This window comes from Nitrospira tepida (genome assembly GCF_947241125.1).
In the GTDB taxonomy this organism is placed as follows: Bacteria; Nitrospirota; Nitrospiria; order Nitrospirales; family Nitrospiraceae; genus Nitrospira_G; species Nitrospira_G tepida.
The window spans coordinates 263,114-280,570 of sequence record NZ_OX365700.1 but is presented as its reverse complement, the minus strand read 5'-3'; the positions used below and the strand labels follow the sequence as shown (position 1 = coordinate 280,570).

The 17,457-nt window shown below is 59.9% G+C and carries 14 protein-coding genes; 13 read left to right on the top strand and 1 reads right to left on the bottom strand.

Annotated elements, in window-relative coordinates; translation table 11 throughout:
• From QWI75_RS01370 to QWI75_RS01355, 4 genes are all read left to right on the top strand, one after another.
• Positions 1 to 3,099, top strand: coding sequence for an efflux RND transporter permease subunit (locus QWI75_RS01370; protein ID WP_289266892.1), 3,099 nt, complete (start codon positions 1 to 3; stop codon positions 3,097 to 3,099).
• A gap of 1,164 nt (positions 3,100 to 4,263) precedes the next feature.
• Positions 4,264 to 4,776, top strand: a complete 513-nt coding sequence (locus tag QWI75_RS01365) for a hypothetical protein (protein ID WP_289266891.1) — start codon at positions 4,264 to 4,266, stop codon at positions 4,774 to 4,776.
• Between the two features lie 357 nt (positions 4,777 to 5,133).
• Positions 5,134 to 6,543 (top strand): two-component system sensor histidine kinase NtrB, encoded by a 1,410-nt coding sequence (locus QWI75_RS01360; RefSeq protein WP_289266890.1) that lies wholly within the window; start codon positions 5,134 to 5,136, stop codon positions 6,541 to 6,543.
• Positions 6,540 to 7,898, top strand: a complete 1,359-nt coding sequence (locus tag QWI75_RS01355; RefSeq protein ID WP_289266889.1) for a sigma-54-dependent transcriptional regulator — start codon at positions 6,540 to 6,542, stop codon at positions 7,896 to 7,898. The genes QWI75_RS01360 and QWI75_RS01355 overlap by 4 nt, the downstream gene beginning before the upstream one ends.
• A gap of 188 nt (positions 7,899 to 8,086) precedes the next feature.
• Here QWI75_RS01355 and QWI75_RS01350 read toward each other — a convergent pair whose 3' ends face one another.
• Positions 8,087 to 8,455 (bottom strand): hypothetical protein, encoded by a 369-nt coding sequence (locus QWI75_RS01350; RefSeq protein ID WP_289266888.1) that lies wholly within the window; start codon positions 8,453 to 8,455, stop codon positions 8,087 to 8,089.
• A 716-nt stretch (positions 8,456 to 9,171) separates the two neighbouring features.
• On the opposite strand from QWI75_RS01350, the gene QWI75_RS01345 reads away from it, so the two are divergent.
• From QWI75_RS01345 to hyfB, 9 genes are all read left to right on the top strand, one after another.
• Positions 9,172 to 9,795: a hypothetical protein gene (locus QWI75_RS01345; protein ID WP_289266887.1), complete on the top strand. Its 624-nt coding sequence runs from the start codon at positions 9,172 to 9,174 to the stop codon at positions 9,793 to 9,795.
• 261 nt (positions 9,796 to 10,056) lie between these two features.
• Positions 10,057 to 10,464, top strand: a complete 408-nt coding sequence (locus QWI75_RS01340) for a hypothetical protein (RefSeq protein ID WP_289266886.1) — start codon at positions 10,057 to 10,059, stop codon at positions 10,462 to 10,464.
• Positions 10,436 to 11,125, top strand: coding sequence for a carbon monoxide dehydrogenase beta subunit family protein (locus QWI75_RS01335; RefSeq protein WP_289266885.1), 690 nt, complete (start codon positions 10,436 to 10,438; stop codon positions 11,123 to 11,125). Before QWI75_RS01340 ends, QWI75_RS01335 begins: the two co-directional genes overlap by 29 nt.
• Positions 11,126 to 11,489: 364 nt before the next feature.
• Positions 11,490 to 11,768: a hypothetical protein gene (locus tag QWI75_RS01330; RefSeq protein WP_289266884.1), complete on the top strand. Its 279-nt coding sequence runs from the start codon at positions 11,490 to 11,492 to the stop codon at positions 11,766 to 11,768.
• A gap of 77 nt (positions 11,769 to 11,845) precedes the next feature.
• Positions 11,846 to 12,124, top strand: a complete 279-nt coding sequence (locus QWI75_RS01325) for a hypothetical protein (RefSeq protein ID WP_289266883.1) — start codon at positions 11,846 to 11,848, stop codon at positions 12,122 to 12,124.
• A 16-nt stretch (positions 12,125 to 12,140) separates the two neighbouring features.
• A complete protein-coding gene (locus tag QWI75_RS01320; protein WP_289266882.1) occupies positions 12,141 to 13,586 on the top strand; it encodes a hypothetical protein in 1,446 nt (481 codons plus the stop codon).
• Positions 13,587 to 13,611: 25 nt separating this feature from the next.
• A complete protein-coding gene (locus QWI75_RS01315) occupies positions 13,612 to 14,190 on the top strand; it encodes a carbon monoxide dehydrogenase beta subunit family protein (protein ID WP_289266881.1) in 579 nt (192 codons plus the stop codon).
• 84 nt (positions 14,191 to 14,274) lie between these two features.
• Positions 14,275 to 15,171 (top strand): carboxypeptidase-like regulatory domain-containing protein, encoded by an 897-nt coding sequence (locus QWI75_RS01310; protein WP_289266880.1) that lies wholly within the window; start codon positions 14,275 to 14,277, stop codon positions 15,169 to 15,171.
• Positions 15,172 to 15,383: 212 nt separating this feature from the next.
• Positions 15,384 to 17,411 carry a hydrogenase 4 subunit B gene (gene hyfB / locus QWI75_RS01305; protein WP_289266879.1) on the top strand — a complete coding sequence of 676 codons (2,028 nt, stop codon included), beginning with the start codon at positions 15,384 to 15,386 and terminating at the stop codon, positions 17,409 to 17,411.
• Positions 17,412 to 17,457 lie beyond the last annotated feature (46 nt).

The following is a 17,457-nucleotide window of genomic DNA, read 5'->3' as shown; positions in this document are numbered from 1 at the left end:
ATGGATCGGTTGCTCGAGCTCTCTCTCCGCTATCGATTTTTCACCCTGGTAGCGATACTTCTCGTCATCGCCGCCGGCACCTGGTCCCTTAAGCATCTCTCCATCGACGCGGTGCCGGATCTCACGCCCATTCAGGTCCAGGTCCTCACCAAGGCACCGGCGCTCGGCCCCGTGGAAGTCGAACAGTTCGTGACGTTTCCCATCGAGAGTCAACTCAGCGGGCTTCCGGGATTGCGCGAACTGCGGTCGGTATCTCGCTACGGGCTCTCCGCCGTGACGGCCATCTTCGAAGACCCCACCGATATCTACCGCGCCAGGCAACTGGTGAGCGAACGGCTGTCCCGGGCGATCGAGCGCATTCCGCCCGAATACGGCCGTCCGATCATCGGGCCGCTGACGACGGGACTGGGCGAGGTCTTCCAATTCACACTCAAAGGTCCCGGCTATGGCCAGATGGCTTTGCGGACGCTCCTCGAATGGGACATCGGCATGCGGCTGCGCGCCGTGCCGGGAGTGGTCGAGGTGAACATCTGGGGTGGGGAGACGCAGCAATTCCACGTGTTGGTCGATCCCGCAAAGCTGCTGGCCTATCGGTTGTCGCTGCGCCAGGTCTTCGAGGCGCTGGAGCGGAACAATGCGATTGCGGGAGGGGGGTATATCGAGCACCAGCGCGAACAGGTGCTCATCAGGGGAGAGGCCCTGGCCACGACCGTCGCCGACCTGGCCAAGATCGTGGTGGACCATGGGCCGGGCGGGGTGCCCATCGTCGTGAAGGATGTCGCCGAGGTGAAGGCAGGTCCGGCCTTACGGATCGGGGCGGCGACGGCGAACGGTGAAGGCGAGACCGTCATCGGCATGGTGCAGATGTTGGCCGGAGCCAACGCGCAGCAGGTGGTGGAGCAGGTGAAGGAACGGGTCAAAGCCATTCAAGACTCGCTGCCCGCCGGCATCACCATCGAACCCTATTACGACCGGACCCTGTTCGTATCGCAGGTCATCCGGACGGTGCGTAATAACCTCCTCGAGGGCGGTCTTCTGGTTGTCGCCGTGTTGTTTTTGTTCCTGGGCGATCTCCGCGCCGGCCTGATCGTCGCCTCGGCCATTCCACTCTCGATGCTCCTCGCCTTCACCGGCATGGTCCAGGCTGGCCTGTCCGGCAACCTCATGAGCCTCGGGGCGATCGATTTCGGCCTGTTGGTGGATGGATCGGTCGTCATGATCGACAACATCCTCCGTCGCTTGGGGGAGAAACCTGTGACGACGGCGGAGGAGCGGATCCGCGTGATTTACGAGGCCGGTCGCGAAGTGTTGCGGCCGATCACCTTCGCGGTGGGAATTATCATCCTGGTTTATCTGCCGATTCTGAGTTTAGCGGGAATCGAAGGGAAGATGTTCCAACCGATGGCGTTGACGGTTATCCTGGCCCTGGCCGGATCGTTGGTGCTCGCCGTCACGGTGACGCCGGTGCTCGCCTCGTGGTTTGCACGGGGCATGAGAACTCGGTCAGAGACCAGGCTGCTCCATTGTATCCGCCGGATCTACGACCCCTGCCTCACCTGGTCGCTCGCGCGCCCGCTTCTTGTGACCGCTTTGGCCGCCGGCGTGTTCGCGGCTAGTCTCGCGGTCGGCGCCGCGCTCGGGATCGAGTTCGTCCCACGGTTGGATGAAGGGGACATGGCAATTCAGGTCTGGCGCCTGCCGAGCGTCTCGCTCACAGAATCAGTGGCCACCTCGCTCCAGATCGAGAAGGTCTTGCGCCGGTTCCCCGAGGTGGTGCAGGTCGTGACCAGAACGGGCAGCCCGGAGGTCGCCACCGACGTCATGGGCGTAGAACTGTCCGATGTCTTCGTGATCCTGAAGCCTCGACGAGAATGGTTCACCGCTGCCACGCGGGAAGATTTGATCGCGGCGATGAAGCGCGCCTTGGTCGAGACCGTGCCGGGCGTCGGGCTGGGCTTTACGCAGCCGATCGAAATGCGATTCAACGAGTTGATCGCCGGGACACGCTCTGACCTGGCCGTCAAGATTTTCGGCCAGGACCTGGACATGCTCCGCCAGAAGGCCGATGCGGTGGCGCGCGCGCTTGAGACCGTCCAGGGGGCGCAGGACATCAAGGTCGAGCAGGTCGCCGGCCTCCCGCTGATGCGCGTCCTCATCGACCGCGACCAGATCGCGCGATATGGCCTGACCGCCGACGAAGTGTTAACGCTCGTTGAAACGACGCGCGTCGGCCGCGTGGTCGGAACCGTCGTGCAAGGGGCGCGACGCTTTGAGCTGGTCGTGCGGCTGCCTGAACATGCCTCCGCAAGCCCAGCCGCCCTGGGGACCCTGCTTATTCCCACCGCGCATGGCGAACTGGTGCCGCTCTCCCGAGTCGCTGCCATCCGCATGGACAGCGGACCGGCGCAAATCAGCCGCGAGGCCGTGCAACGGCGCATCGTGATCGAATGCAACATCCGCGGGCGCGATCTCGGACACTTTGTTGCCGAAGCCCAGCGCGTGGTCGGTCGGACCGTCGCTTTGCCGACCGGCTACTACATGACCTGGGGCGGGCAGTTCGAACATCTGGAAGAGGCTTCAATCCGCTTGGCCCTGGTGGTGCCAGTCACCTTGGCGCTGATCCTGGCCGTCCTCTCCGTCATTTTCGGCGCCATGAAGCCCGCGCTGCTGATCTTTTTCAACGTTCCTTTGGCGCTGTCAGGAGGGATCGCGGCCCTGGCCCTTCGTGGCCTCCCGTTCAGCATTTCTGCCGCAATCGGTTTCATCGCCCTATTCGGCATTGCCGTCCTCAACGGCGTTGTGCTGGTCAGCCGCATTCGCCAACTGGAGTCGCAGGGCCTTCACACGGAGGAGGCCGTCCGGCAGGGGGCGCAGGATCGGCTGCGCCCTGTCCTCATGACAGCATTGGTCGCCAGCCTCGGCTTTCTCCCCATGGCCTTGGCCACGACGATGGGCGCGGAAGTGCAGCGCCCGCTTGCCACGGTCGTGATCGGCGGACTGATGACCTCGACGATCCTGACGCTGCTGATCATTCCCGCGCTCTACAAGCGGATGGCGGAACAGGGCCGGCCGATGCAGGCCGCATCCGTCCGGGACTGACGGTTCCATCGCGCCACTGGCTCCCCACCCCCGACGTGCAATCTTTGCATCCCCCTTCTGTTCTGCCTCTCCTGGCTTCTTCTTGCAGCCTGCCCACACCTGCACAATGTATTGAAAGTGCTCGCAACCCTCTTGCGATGCAGTCTCCGGCACGTCTGTTGCTCAAGCTCGTTGCGGAGATCGTCTCTACGGTCACGGAGGATGGCCGTCACAGGGGTCGGAAAAGATGAAACCACTCACCTGTGCCTGCTGCCGCAAGGCATTGACCAGCGCCCTGTGGGACAAGAACACCGAACAATGGTATTGCGCCCAATGCGTTCCGCCGCTGCCGCCGAGTGGGCCGCCGGCGGCCAGATCGAGGGCAATGGGAGGTGCTGGGCGCAACCAACGATGGCCTGAGAGCCGGTGATTATGGAGTCCCCCATGATTTCACTTGAAAATATCGAGCTAGAGCCCCCCGATCATCCATGCGAGCGTTGTCATCATCTATCCCCTCAACTTTTCTTCGACGAGGATAATCGGTTGTTGCTCTGTCCGCGTTGCATGGAACGCGAGCAACAAGAGCGAGCCCGGTCATGTTACTGTGATATGGAACGGGCCTAGCATACATGGACAAGGCCTTCCACTCACTGCTTCGGTCTATTCCTGCCTATCGAGTGCGAATTGAGAAAGAAGAGGCCTCGCTGCGTGGGCTGATTGCTCGCTACCCAGACAGTCGCCAACTGTCCCATTATCTGATTTTCTTGTTAGCCGCCAACGGCCGGCATGCCGACGCGGCTCAGGAATGCCGTCGCATCCTGGATGTCTATCCGAACGATCCTGTGGCGCTTCTGTGGAGAGAACTGATCCGGTTGAGGTGGCATCACTCTGGATGTAAATGTAAACCACGCCCGGGCCAATCCGTCCGTCAGCGCCGTCGGTGGCAGCGCGTTTCACACACCGCTTGTTAACCAGAATGAGCAGCCCCGTCAGACCCCTGAATGCCGTCCCCGCCACTGCCAGCAATTTTTGCAGACTCTTCCCCGTCAGACGAGACGGCTACGGTTCCTTTCTCTTCCAAACCCCACTGGATGCCGGCAACCATCCAACGCTCAGCGGTATGACTGTGATGCCCGTAGGTTCGGCATTGGTATTGCTTTGTCGAATCCACACGCAGCAGAGGCCATGATGCTCAGCGACTGGACTCGCATCGATCTGGCGACAAGACTGCGCGGGATGAACCGGACGCTCGACTGCCTCGTCGGGGATGAGACCAATCGGACGTTGCAGGAGGTGCTCGACGCGGTGATGGAACGGATCGCGACGGCCGATACGGAAGAAGCCGCGGCCGTTCTTGAAGCGACGGTCCAGGCCAGCCCCTGTTGGCTTCGCGGATACTTGCTGCTCGCCACCATTTACGAGTATGACCGCAAGGCCGATCTGGCTGCTGACAGCATTGAACGGGGCCTGGCTGTCTGCGCCAGGAGTTCGTCCACGCTGCGGCTGCAACGCTGGGGCGAGAGAGTGGGTCAGATCACCGGATCGATCGCCCGGGATCGCATCATCCGGAACATCCAGCGCCTGACGCGATATGAACATATCTTCAGACAACGGTTGGCCATGATTCAGATTCGACGAGGCTCTTTGGATGAGGCCATTGAAGAGTGGGCGACCATCGAAGGTGACCGCGACGCATAGCTTGACATTCCGAGCCAGGAACGAATGACAGCGTGACAGACATGACACAAGGAGGCGTAAGATCATGACCGGCAGTTTACCCGCTGCACAGGATGGCACATCGGCAGGATTCATCGTTTGCGATCGATGCGCGCGGCGTTCCCGTTCGCTCGTTTTCGACGAGCTCAGTTCGCAGGAACTTTGCCAGGACTGCTTTGCCCAGTTACTTCGCCGCCGTGGCGTTGCCAGACACAGGACCACTCCCCGCACGTGATCCGGTTGCCTGTGCGACCGGCCCGATCAGCGCATCGATCGCAGACCTTCCGGGTGTACAGCCCCGTTCGAGCGTGTTAGCATAATCTCAAGGTCCGACTATCGATGTTTCGGCCTGCCCCTATAACCACGTTTATCCGCGGGATTCCCTACCGGCTCATCGCCTCGGTCGTGCTCATCCTGGCCATCGTCGTCTCGGTGATCCTGCTCCTCAGCTTGGAGCACGACAAGCTCCTGCTGCAGGGGTTCGGCGATGATCGCCCTCTCCCTCGTGAATTGTTCCCCGCCTTGTGGCAGTCGCGCCGCGATTTGATCATGGTCACCCTGCTCATGTTCCTCGTCAGCGCGATCGGGATCGCGGCGGTCATTACCTGGCTGCATTACGACAGCACGAGACGCACCCTTGAGGAGGTGAAGGGTTTGGCCAGGAACATCCTTCAAAGCATTCCGACCGGCATCCTGACGATCAACCGTGACGGGGTCATCACCGCGGTGAATCCCACGGCCGAGGCGGTGCTGAAACGCGCCTCGGCGGACTTGCTGGGCAATGCCTACGAAACGGCGTTTGCGGAGGGCGAGACGATCCGCGAGGTGCTCGATAGCGCGCTCCGCCGCCATCGGCACATGAGCCAGAAGGACCTGCCCTATGACAGCGCCGATCGCCAGGCTCGCACCATCCGCGTGAGCACGGCGGAGCTGACGGGAGACGGCGGGGAACGGGCCGGCGTGATCCTGCAGGCCCAGGACATTACGGACTGGCTCGCCCTGGAACAACGGGTCCGCGTCGCGGAGAAGTTGGCGGCCCTGCATACCCTCTCGGCGGGGGTGGCCCATGAGCTGCGGAATCCCTTGAGCGCCATGGATCTGAACCTGCACTTGCTGGAGGAAGAGCTTCGGGACAGCGGAATGGCAGGAGGCCAGGGCGCGCGGTATCTGCATGTCCTCAATGCCGAATGCCGCCGGCTGTCGGTGATTCTCGACAACTTCATGAAGTTCGCCCATCCGGGGTCGTTGGACCTGCACGAGGTTGATATGACGGCGCTGATCGAGCATGTCGCGGCCCTCATGCAATTCGAGGCCGAGGAGCGAAAGGTCCGGCTCGAACTCGACGTGGAACAACCGGTTCCCTGTGTGATGGGGGATGAAACGGCCATCAGCCAGGTCCTGCTGAACATCGTGGTGAACGCCCTGCACGCCATGCCGAACGGCGGGCTCTGCCGCATCGGCGCGCGAGCACAGGACTCGGACGGCAAGCGCTGGGTGGCCCTTTCGGTCACGGATACCGGAATCGGCATCACGAAACAGGAGCTGTCTCGGGTGTTCGAACCGTTCTACACCACCAAGCCCGGCGGCACCGGACTCGGCCTCGCCATCGCCTATCGCATCATGCAGGACCACGGCGGCACCATTCAGGTGTCCAGCGCGCCGGGGAGCGGCACGACCGTCGTCATGACCTTCCCCGCGGCAGCGCGGCAACCCCAACCCATCGCTCAACCGGTCTCGCTCGCATCATGAAGCCGGCCGCGCGCATCCTCGTCGTGGACGACGAGATCAACATTCGCGGGGCCCTGGTGACGATGCTCGAAAAGAAGGGGTATGAGGTGCGAGGCGTAGGAACAGCAGAAGAAGCGCTGGAGCAGTTAACGGCTTCGTCCGTGGAATTGGTCATCACCGATCTGAAGATGCCCGGCATCGGGGGCATGGCCTTTCTCCAACGGCTCAAAGAGCAGTGGCCGCAGACGGAAGTCGTGGTGATGACCGCCTACGGATCGATCGATACGGCGGTCGAGGCGATGCGCGGGGGCGCCTACGACTACCTCACCAAACCCATCGATCGCGAGCGATTTCCCGTCGCGGTCGCCAAGGCGCTGGAGCGCCAGGCGCTGGCGAGCGAGAACCGGCAACTCCGCGACCGTCTCGAAGCGAGAATCCGCTTCGACCAGATGGTGGGCGAGAGCGAGCCCATGCAACGGGTCTATTCGCTGGTGGAGATGGTGGCGGACAGCGATGTCACCGTCCTGCTCACCGGCGAAAGCGGAACCGGCAAGGAACTCGTCGCGCGGGCCATCCATCACAAGAGCCGCAGGGCCGACGGACCCTTCATCACCATGAACTGCGGCGCGTTGCCCGAGAACCTCTTTGAGAGCGAGTTGTTCGGATACGAGAAAGGCGCGTTCACCGGCGCCATGACCACCAAGATGGGGCGGTTCGAGCTGGCGGACGGCGGCACATTGCTCCTGGACGAAGTGGGGGAGCTCTCCCTGAAGTCGCAGGTCGATTTCCTGCGCGTGTTGGAAACCAAAGAGTTCCGCCGGCTGGGCGGGACCAAATTGATCACCGTGGACACGCGGATCGTGGCCGCCACGAACCGCAATCTCGAAGAAGCCGTCAAGCAAGGCGGCTTTCGCGAGGACCTCTATTATCGCCTCAATGTCGTGCCGATCCGCCTCCCCCCGCTTCGTGACCGGGCGGACGATATCCCGCTTCTCGCGGAACGTTTTCTGGCGGAGTTTTCGGCCCAGCATCACCGCGCTCCTAAAGAGGTGTCGCGGGAGGCGATGCGATTGCTGCGGTTGTATGCCTGGCCCGGGAACATCCGCCAGCTCCGGAACCTCATGGAGCGGTTGGTGGTTACGGTGAAGGACAGCGTGATCCGACCGGAACACCTGCCCGAGGAGATCCAGGCCAGCCGGGAGGACGTTCGCACCATGGTGGTGACGCTCGGGACCTCGCTGGAACAGATCGAGCGCGACGTGATCCGACGGACCTTGGCGGAGGTGACCAACCACCGGGAGAAGGCCGCCAAGCTCCTGGGGATCAGCTTGAGGGCCTTGCAGTACAAGATCAAGGAATACGGGATCAGAGACTAACCTTCGAACCAGACATCTTCTCTTTGTCCTGTTTTCACTCTTCTCTCAGACCGTGCCGCTGAGCTTGGCGTGATGGACTCGTTCGTGGGAGGGCCTCTTTCTAGGCTGAGCGAAGAGTTTGATCCCGACGCCCCTGTCAGGGTTCCATCACTGTCATCCGACCACCTGGGCCACCGCATCGTGGCTCTTCACGACGCTTTCGGTAACGCCTCGCTCCCAGTTGGCATGGAGACGCTGCCTTTCGGCAACGGAGTCGGCGGACTTGGGGTCATGCCGCGAGGGACGTGGAGTTTCCTCAGAACCGTCCGATTGTCCTCTTTGACGTAGTGCGCGCTGACCCACTCTCCGATATCCACGAGGAGATCAGCAAGAGCCTTGTGTTCCGTACCGGCTAGAATTTCGCTCTCTGGAGTGATGATCAGGCGGCGAACCCGTTTTCCATCGTGCTCAGAAGGTTGGATCACGATGACCTGATGCGTGACATCGACACTCACCAGTATGCCGTGCAGTTTATAGGTCCTCTTGGTCGAACCTGCGGGACTTATGGATCGTTCCATGTACGTCTCCTGTCGTGAATGTTCATAACGAGCGACTTCCTGCTGCCCATTGACTCAGCATAGGCCATGCCCGCTTGAACAACTGCGGAGAGACCCAGTGACCTAATGTTTCAATATTGTTGCGGAAGGACAGTAAAAAGGAGTGAACGCACCATCTGAAAGGGGAGGCCAGCGATGCTTCGCATTTACACGCAGTTCATGAAAGCGTGCAACTTCTGCAGGAAGAATCCTCTTTACTCATTTCCCGCCATTCGGTTGGCCCGTCGTACTTATTAGGTTGAGCACAGAGTGCCGAAGGCACGCGGGATTACCACGCGACGAAGGAACCAGGGCATAGGAGTGGCCCAATCCCACCGCCTAGAAGATGAATTGGTCACAAGATGATCGCAGAATGCGTCTCCAAATCCCATCTCTCTATTTGATTCGTGAATCTTGCGCGGCTGACTGTCCCCAATCGGTTGCGTGACGCAGGGATCGTTCCCCGTCCAGCAAGAAATACCATCTCCCATCATCCGCATCGACTCAGCATCTGCAAATCGTGCACGTCTCGATTACGCACTGATCGATTCGACTCATTGCAGCTCATAAAGCCGACTCTAAGCCCTCAATTTATATTGCCATGGATCGTCATCGCTGCATGGTTCATCTGCGGCATCCCGCATGCAATGGTTCTTGTGTCAGGAGGCTTTTCGAGAAGTGGTCGGGAGGACATGGTTATGAAACTGAACATCCGACATGGCATGACGGCTGGCTTAACCGCTATAGCGATGGTCGCTGTGACAGGCTGCGCGCAACCCCCCATAGAGCAATTGGAGGCTGCTCAAAAAGCCGTTGATGCGGCCAAGGCGGCCGGTGCGACAGAATACGCGAAAGAGGACTTGGCCACTCTCGAACAGCAATTCGCTCTCGCAAAGGAAGAATTGGCCAAACAAGAAACCGCCCTCTCTGTCTTCCGATCCTATGCAGAAGCCGACAAGCTGTTGCTGAAGGTCGTTGAGTCCGGCGCGGCCATAGCAACCAAGGCGACGCAAAACAAAGAAGCGGCACAAGCAGCGGCCAAAGAGAGGGAGAAAGAAGCACAGCAAGTTGTGGCTTCGGCCAAGGAACTCATGGCCGAAGCGCCGACCGGAAAGGATAAGGCAGCAGTTGAAGCGCTTAAGGAGGACATCAGCGGGTTAGAGGCGAATCTTAGCGCCGTCCATCAGCTTATTGAGAAAGGGGACTATCTGGGTGCGGACGCGCAGGCTAAGGCCTTGAAAGAGAAAGCCTCCGCAGTTTCAGGGGAGATCCAAAAGGCCATCGAAAAGGCTGGCGGAAAGAAAGTGAAGGCCCATGCGTAAGGCATGTGAGGCGCTCAATGAGGCTCGATCAATCTTATGAGGCCGCACCGCATGGGAGGCCGGTTCGGTGTCCACGTTGCCGGAGAGCGTCCATGGTCCTGATGTTTGATTCGCCGGCGGGAGGCATGGTCTGTCGGTGCTGTCATGAGCGGCTCATGATACTTCGCAAAGAGGCCGTTGTGCTCACGCGAGATCTTGGCACAGCAACATCGAAGAAAGCGTAAGGCAAGTGATCCCCAATCCTCAATATGATGGAAGAGCTTGAAGAAGGTGAGCGTAAAACAGATGCCCTCGATCCGCGAACAGCAGTTCGGGTTTCTGGAAGTTGTCGCCTATATCGCGGCCACCACGGCAGTGGTCGGGACCATGCTGTGGGGCTGGGATCTGAATCTTTTCGTCGCGCTGATTCTGGGAGGCGTCGCCTACGCCATATTGCGCGATCTGCGAACCCTTTCGATCTTAAGGCGAGAGGACACTCACTACCCATCACCCGTAGACGCAATTCCAGGCCGGCAATCGTTGCTGCATCCACAGTCCGGGAAATCCTTGTTCACCGCGAATAGGCCTCGGGACGGCGCCAACGGAGTCGATGGCCCGTTTAATCAGACCTCCCTTGCAGTGGAACAGAGAGGAACCTCGCATGAGCCCGTTGAATGCCATAGGGCATGAACGCGTGATTGATGTCGGTCCGGCCGGATTCCATCCGCCATCGGCTATAGAACTCGGCGTGACCCATCCAGAATCCGGATTCGGGCTGTTATATGGCTGGCACGCCCCCGAAGATGAGGTGATTGCCGAGGCGGCTCGCCAACTATTTACGCGAGCGAATCCGACGATCTTCCCGGGGCCGCTCTATTTGTGGGCTTGGCATCCGGAATGGATCGCCAAAGGACAGGCGCTCTTGAGGCTTGCGTCGGAAATTCCCAACGTCATGATCATTCCCATGCCGGACTATCGCCCGAAATATCCCAAGATCGACCCGGAGGAGGGGATCAATCCCAATCATCCCAATCTGACGATTTGGCACAATAAGATCGAAGTGGCCCTGTTCATCGGCATCCATTGTCACTATGCCAACCTCGCATTGCGAATGGTGCGGGCCGGAACCAATTGCCTGACGATTGCGTTCTGCCACGACATTCATGAAGACGCCATGCTGAGCGTGCAAGACCTGGATGTGACACGGATGAACCACATCATCGACATCTTCCGGAGCGTCCGCACAGAACTCGGGATCGCCATGCCGAAGGATGGCAAAACGGTCCGACTGACGGGCACGCAGGCCCGGATGAATCGTGGGATCGAGCAGGTTCGCCCATGGCCACTGTAGCGTGTCGATACGGTGTCGAACGGAAGAGTCAAGAAACGTAGAGGAACGAAAATGGCGGCGAATGCAGGTCGGCCACCTCAACCCGATCCACGACCTGGTCCACTCAGGGAACACCAGCCAGCCGAATCATGGATCGGCCGACTCAGTCGATTGCAGAATCTCCTTGACGTATGCCCGGCGGATATCGTGACCAGATATGAAATGGCGACGCTGCTCGAAGAAATGGGACTCCATGAGGAGGCCTGGTTCAACTGGAAAGCGGTGTTGAGCTGCGACCCCAACAATCTCCGAGCGCGAGAAGGAATGGCTCGTTGCCGCCATCGGGCTGGCCGTTCTCTGCGTACCGACATGTGAGTATGAGGATATGCCGGTGCTCTGGGGCCATTTTGATCGAGTCGATCGTGATGCGCGCGGCACCCGGTGGATTCTTGTGACGACCGTGTTGCCAGGAGGAACCGCGATCCGCGCCCGCGCGCTGCTTGGCAACCAGACCCTCATCGCGAGAGGCATCGCACAGGTCGAGCTTGCCGACCTTCGAGATGGGGACTTCGTGGAAGTCACCTATCACCATGGGCACGCAGGTTTTCTAGAGGCCGACTCCATTTACGCCCGACCGAATGATGTCGCGTTGCAGTCTGGATAGCAGAGGCCTCACTGAATTGACATAGAAACTAACGGCCAAGGAACAAGGCTCGCAGACAGGCAGATCCGATCTGAGTCATGCCACCGAATGCCGACACAGTGGTCGTGCAGTACCCGAGGGGAGCGACGGCCCTTATCTGGGTTGACCCGACCACGGACACGATTGTGACAACCCATCCCGGGCTGAGAACGGCGCTTCGCCGTGGGGTCAAAGACTGGAGCGGTCGCGCGGTCTTTCCAGATGGCGGGCGTATCTTCTTATCTGCGCTGTACGATCATCTCTTCCTCAACGGGTATCCCGTGCGTTGGATGAACGTCTTGGCCCTAAGAAAGGGATGGAACATCTACCGTGTCTAGCACGACCCCTCTTGATATGGCTCCGTTTACAGCCTGGCTTCCTCCTCGTCCCCATCAAGAGTTCGATTTCGTCCTGAAGATCATGGGACCCAGCGCGGCCGTGCTCTTCAAGGAATTGATGCCCATCACCCAATTTCTGACCGGGCGGGGCTTTGCGGTGATGGCGCAACGCGGGATGCTGAGCGGCGATGTCACGGACTGTGTCCTGCACCTTCGCATCGCGTCGCGAACTTTCTATTCAATGGGACATGGCTGTGATGGGCTCATAGATCTTGATGGTCACACTCAGGAACTCCCGCGGATCGGGATCCAGCCAGGCAGTGTGCTCCTGTGGGAACCGCCCGGGGCACATCGCCCATCTCCGCTCATCCCTGCAGGAGTCATTGTGTATGCTCTCCCGCTGACCGAGCTCTGCGCCCCGTACAGTGAGGGACTGCCCAGCAAAGGACTCGCGGCGCTCGCGGCACTGTTGTCACTGCTTGGAATCCCCGAAACCCCACTCCGCCGTCTCGCCCCATCGCTGGCGGCGCCCCGGTCATTTGAGGCAGGATTGGACTTTGGCCTCCACGCGATCGAAAAGCGGGATATCTATTCGCTTCCTCTCCCCGGCGGCTCTCACGAGCAAAGCCGGCTGATGTTGACGCCGGAGCGAGCCATATTGCTGGGATTCGCCGTAAGTTCTTGCGAATGCCGGAGCGCCTGCGATGCAGACCTCATCGCTTCTCCCACCCAGTGGACCTCCAAACACCTAGGCATCGCCGGGGCGATGGTGTCTGTTCTTGAAAGCGATAGCCATCCAGGCGTGCAAGCGTACCGAGGGCCACAGGGGCAGGTCATGGCTCTGCTCCGGGGGAACGATGCCGCGGTCGCGTCGTGCTTCCGTGACTTCAAGGCCCCCGAGGTCTTCATCGCCTCCGATCTCTCCGACACCGTGAGACTATTGATCGCAGGCCACGAGTTGATCCGCAGTGGTCGCAGTGACGGAGTCGGGGTATTGCTCGAAGACACACTCGCTCTACGCCATCAGAGTCTGGACATTCATACCTTGGTCGAGATGATTGGCAGGCGGAAAAGCATTGACCCGAATCCTGCCATCCACACAAGGCCTCAATGGACTGACGCGACATCCCAACGAGAGAGAACTGTCATGGCGGATGTGGGGTTTGTCGCCTGGGGAGCGGCGCAGGGCGTGGTACGAGATGCCGTGGCGCTATGCCAAAGTTTCGGACTGAAGGTCGCCGGTCTCTACCCCTCGCGCATCATGCCGTTGTCGCATGAGGAGATCGAGTCATTTGCCAGGAGCGTCAGTCGGATCGTCCTCGTCGAGGAGGGTCACACCAAGGGTTACTGGGACCGGCTGCGTGCAGGCTTCTCATTCGAGTACACAGTGCTGACTCCGCTGGTTGGGAAGCCGTTGACGGCGATGGATATTTTCCTTCGCGAAGGATTGGGTGCCTTGTGAAGGCTCACGGAAAGGAGTGCGCGAAATGAGGCCGTATGAAATGACGATTGGACCCGAAGGATATCTTCCGCCTTCCGTCTCGAATAGGGGGGTCATCGGGCCGTCGAAAGGAGAAGGGCTCGTGATGGGAAAACGTGTCCCTGAACAGCTCGCTATCGACGAGGCGGCCCGGAGGCTGATCATGGCCAAGAATCCGACGATCTTCCCGGGTCCGTTGGTCCTCTGGGCCTGGAATGAGCAAGCCGAGCGCGAATCCAGAGTGGTCAAAGCCTTGGCCGAAGCCGTACCGGCGAAGCTGATCCCGATGGCGGATTATCGCCCGAAGTACCCGAAGATCATCGCGGAAAAAGAAATCAACCCGAATCATCCCAATCTCACGATCTGGAAAAACAAGATCGATGTCTGCCTCTTCGTCGGTGTGCATTGCCACCAGTCCAATATCGCGCTGAAAATCATCCGCGGCGGCACCGATTGCTTTACGATTGCACTCTGCACCTTCAACGGAGACGACGAGGCCCATCTCACGATTCGTGACTTAACAGCCAGCACGATTCAGCGCATCGTGGATTCGGTCAACCGGCAAAAACGAACGCGACCTTCGTGATCTCAGCGGGGCTCATGCCTTTTAATCTACTTTCATGAGGAGAGGAATGCCATGCGATATTTTGTGAGCGCAATGATCGCAATCATGACGGGAATAGGCTCGCCCGCCTGGTCTTATGAAGAAACCGCGGTCACGGATGGCGGACGAGTGGTGGGGACGATCACGCTTGACGGCCAAGTCCCCAAACCGAAAGGGTACAACCTCACGACGTTGCCGGACCCATTCTACTGCGGGCGCATTTCTGACGGGCAGGGCTGGCGCATCCTGCAACCGTTCCAGGTCGGGCCGGCGGGCGAATTTCGCGAGGTGGTGGTCTATCTGGACGGGATCGACAAGGGCAAACCGTTCGCCGAGGGAGGGGTGCCGCAGATCGAAGCGAAAGACTGCCTCTTCCTCCCGTTCACCACCGTCGTGCGGGACGATCAGCCGGTGACAGTGGTCAACATGGACCCCGTCATGCACGACATTCAAGCCTATGAAACCTCGCATCTGGGTCCACGCGTGTTGTTCAACGTGCCGCTGCCGATGAATCCGCAGCACCCGCGCAACTTCAAGGATCGCAGCGATGCCGCGCTGTACCACAGACACATGGCCGGGACGCCAATGAAGCAATTGGTCAATCTCACCAAGAACCGCCGGATCTTCGTCATGCAATGCGGCTTCCACGCGTACATGGAGAGCTGGGGCCTGGCCGTCACCAATCCGTACTTTGCCAAGACGGACGAGCAGGGCCGGTTCACCCTAACCGATGTGCCGCCGGGCACCTATAAGCTCGTCGTCTGGCATCCCTATGTCCGGAGCTCGATCGAGCGAACCGTCACCATCGGCCCGAAGGGGACAGTGGAGGCCCATATCGCGGTCCCGGCCCCGACCGGGCGGCTCTACGCCAACGAGGTGCTCGATCACGCGTACATCCGCTACAACGTGCCCGAGGAAACACAGAAAGAAATCGAGCCGATGATCCAAAAGCAGCAGCACTGATCAAGGGCTAGCGGGATAAGGGGATAGCAGGGTATGGGGCAGGATGGGAGAGAGAGAAAAATGGATAGTGGGGTAACAGGTACGGAACGCTTAACCCCACTATTCCGATTATCGCCCCTTACCCCCAGTACCTCGTTTACCCCGTTGCGGCTGGTGCCAGATCGTCCCGACGCTGATCGGCCAAGGACGGCTCTCGTGATGATCGAGAGCACATGTTGAATCTGTTCCTCCTGCTCCTTGCCGGTTACCTCGCCGGGCTGATGCTTCCACTCTGTTTCCCCGGGAAGCCGCGATTGCAGAACCTGCTCGCGCACGGCCTTGCCGGGTCGGCGGGCGGGGCAGGGATCCTCCTTGGGATTGCCGGCCTCCTGACGCCGAAACCCTGGACCGCTTCGGTCGACTCCACCATTCCCCTGCTGAGCTTTGCGATCCGTCTCGACCCGCTCGCGTCGTTCTTCGTCCTTACCATCTCCTTAGCCGGCCTGGCTGCCTCCATCTTTGCGATGGGCTACGTGACGGAATTCTTCGGCAGATCGTCCGTTGCCATCATGGGCTCGCTCTACAATGGGTTCTTGCTCTCCATGACGCTCGTCGTCATGGCGGACAACGGCTTCTTTTTCCTGATCCTCTGGGAGCTGATGTCGCTGCTCTCCTATTTCCTGGTGGTCACGGAACATGAGCAGGCTGATGTCCGCTACGCCGGATTGTTCTACCTGATCATGGCGCATGTGGGCACTGCCTTCATCGTGCTTGCCTTTCTGATCTTTTTCCAGGAATCCGGTTCCTTCGCTTTCGAGACGTTCCGTCATCCGCAGCATCCGCTCCCGGAAGGGATGAGGACTCTCGTGTTTCTTGTAGCCTTGATCGGATTCGGCGCTAAGGCGGGCATCGTGCCGTTGCATGTCTGGCTACCCTATGCCCACCCGGCCGCTCCCTCGCATATTTCGGCGCTGATGTCCGGTGTCATGATTAAAACCGCCATCTATGGCCTGGTCCGGGTCTATTTCGATTTTCTCGGCGGGGAGTTCCCCTGGTGGTGGGGTTTCACCGTTCTCGTGGTTGGTGCCGTATCGGCACTGTTAGGCGTGATGTATGCGCTGATGGAACATGACCTGAAAAGCCTCCTTGCGTTTCACAGCGTGGAAAACATCGGCATCATCCTGCTCGGCATCGGGGCTGGCATGATCTTCCGCACCTACGGACTCCATGAGTTCGCGGCCCTGGGACTCCTGGCTGGTCTCTACCACACCATCAACCACGCCCTGTTCAAGGCCCTGCTCTTTCTCGGCGCCGGCTCGCTGCTGTACGCCACCCATACCCGCAATATGGAGGAATACGGCGGCTTGCTCCGTCGCATGCCCTGGACCGGCTTCTTCTTCCTCGTCGGCGCTGTTTCGATTTCCGCCCTGCCACCGACGAACGGATTCGTCAGCGAATGGCTCGTCTTCCAAAGCCTCTTCCTGAGCTTTCACATTCCCGCACTCCTCCTCAAGCTCATGCTCCCACTCACTGCAGCGATGCTGGCCTTGACCGGCGTGTTGGCCCTCGCCTGTTTTGCGAAAGCCTTCGGCATGTCTTTTCTCGCCCTGCCACGGAGCGCCCATGCCAGACATGCAGAAGAGGTTCCGATGCCCATGCGCGTCGGCATGGGCTTGTTGGCTGCCATGTGCCTGTTGCTGGGACTGTTGCCAATGCTCGTGGTGCCCATGCTGGATCGAGTGGGCGCCCCGTTCACAGGAGTCTCGATCGCAGGAAAGGTCGTGGCGCTGGATGGCTGGGCGCTCGCACCGGGGAACGTCGAATTTTCTAGCCTCTCCTCGCCGGCAATCGCGCTGGGATTATTCGGGCTCTCGCTGCTCGGCCTCCTCTTGGTGGTCGTGTTCGGCGGTCTCGTCAAGGCACGCGCTTACAAGACATGGGGCTGCGGGATCAACCTGAGCCCACGCCTCGAGTACACGGCCACCGGCTTCGTCCAACCGATCAAGCGGGTGTTCAGCACCATCTATCAGCCGACCGTCAAGCTGGAGACGGAGCTGCTCGAAGAGTCTCGGTATTTCGCCAAGCGACGGCGGTTCGAATTCCACATCGAGCCGGTCTTTCAAAAGTATCTCTATGACCCGGTCGTGATGTTCTTCTCGACCATGGCCGACCGGTTGCGCGTGATCCAGGCCGGAAGTCTCCATCTCTATTTGACCTACATCTTTGTGACGCTGGTGCTGCTTTTACTCTTCGCGGTCTAAGAAGTGAGTCACGAGGACTACGGACTGAGGGCTGAAACGAAGTAAA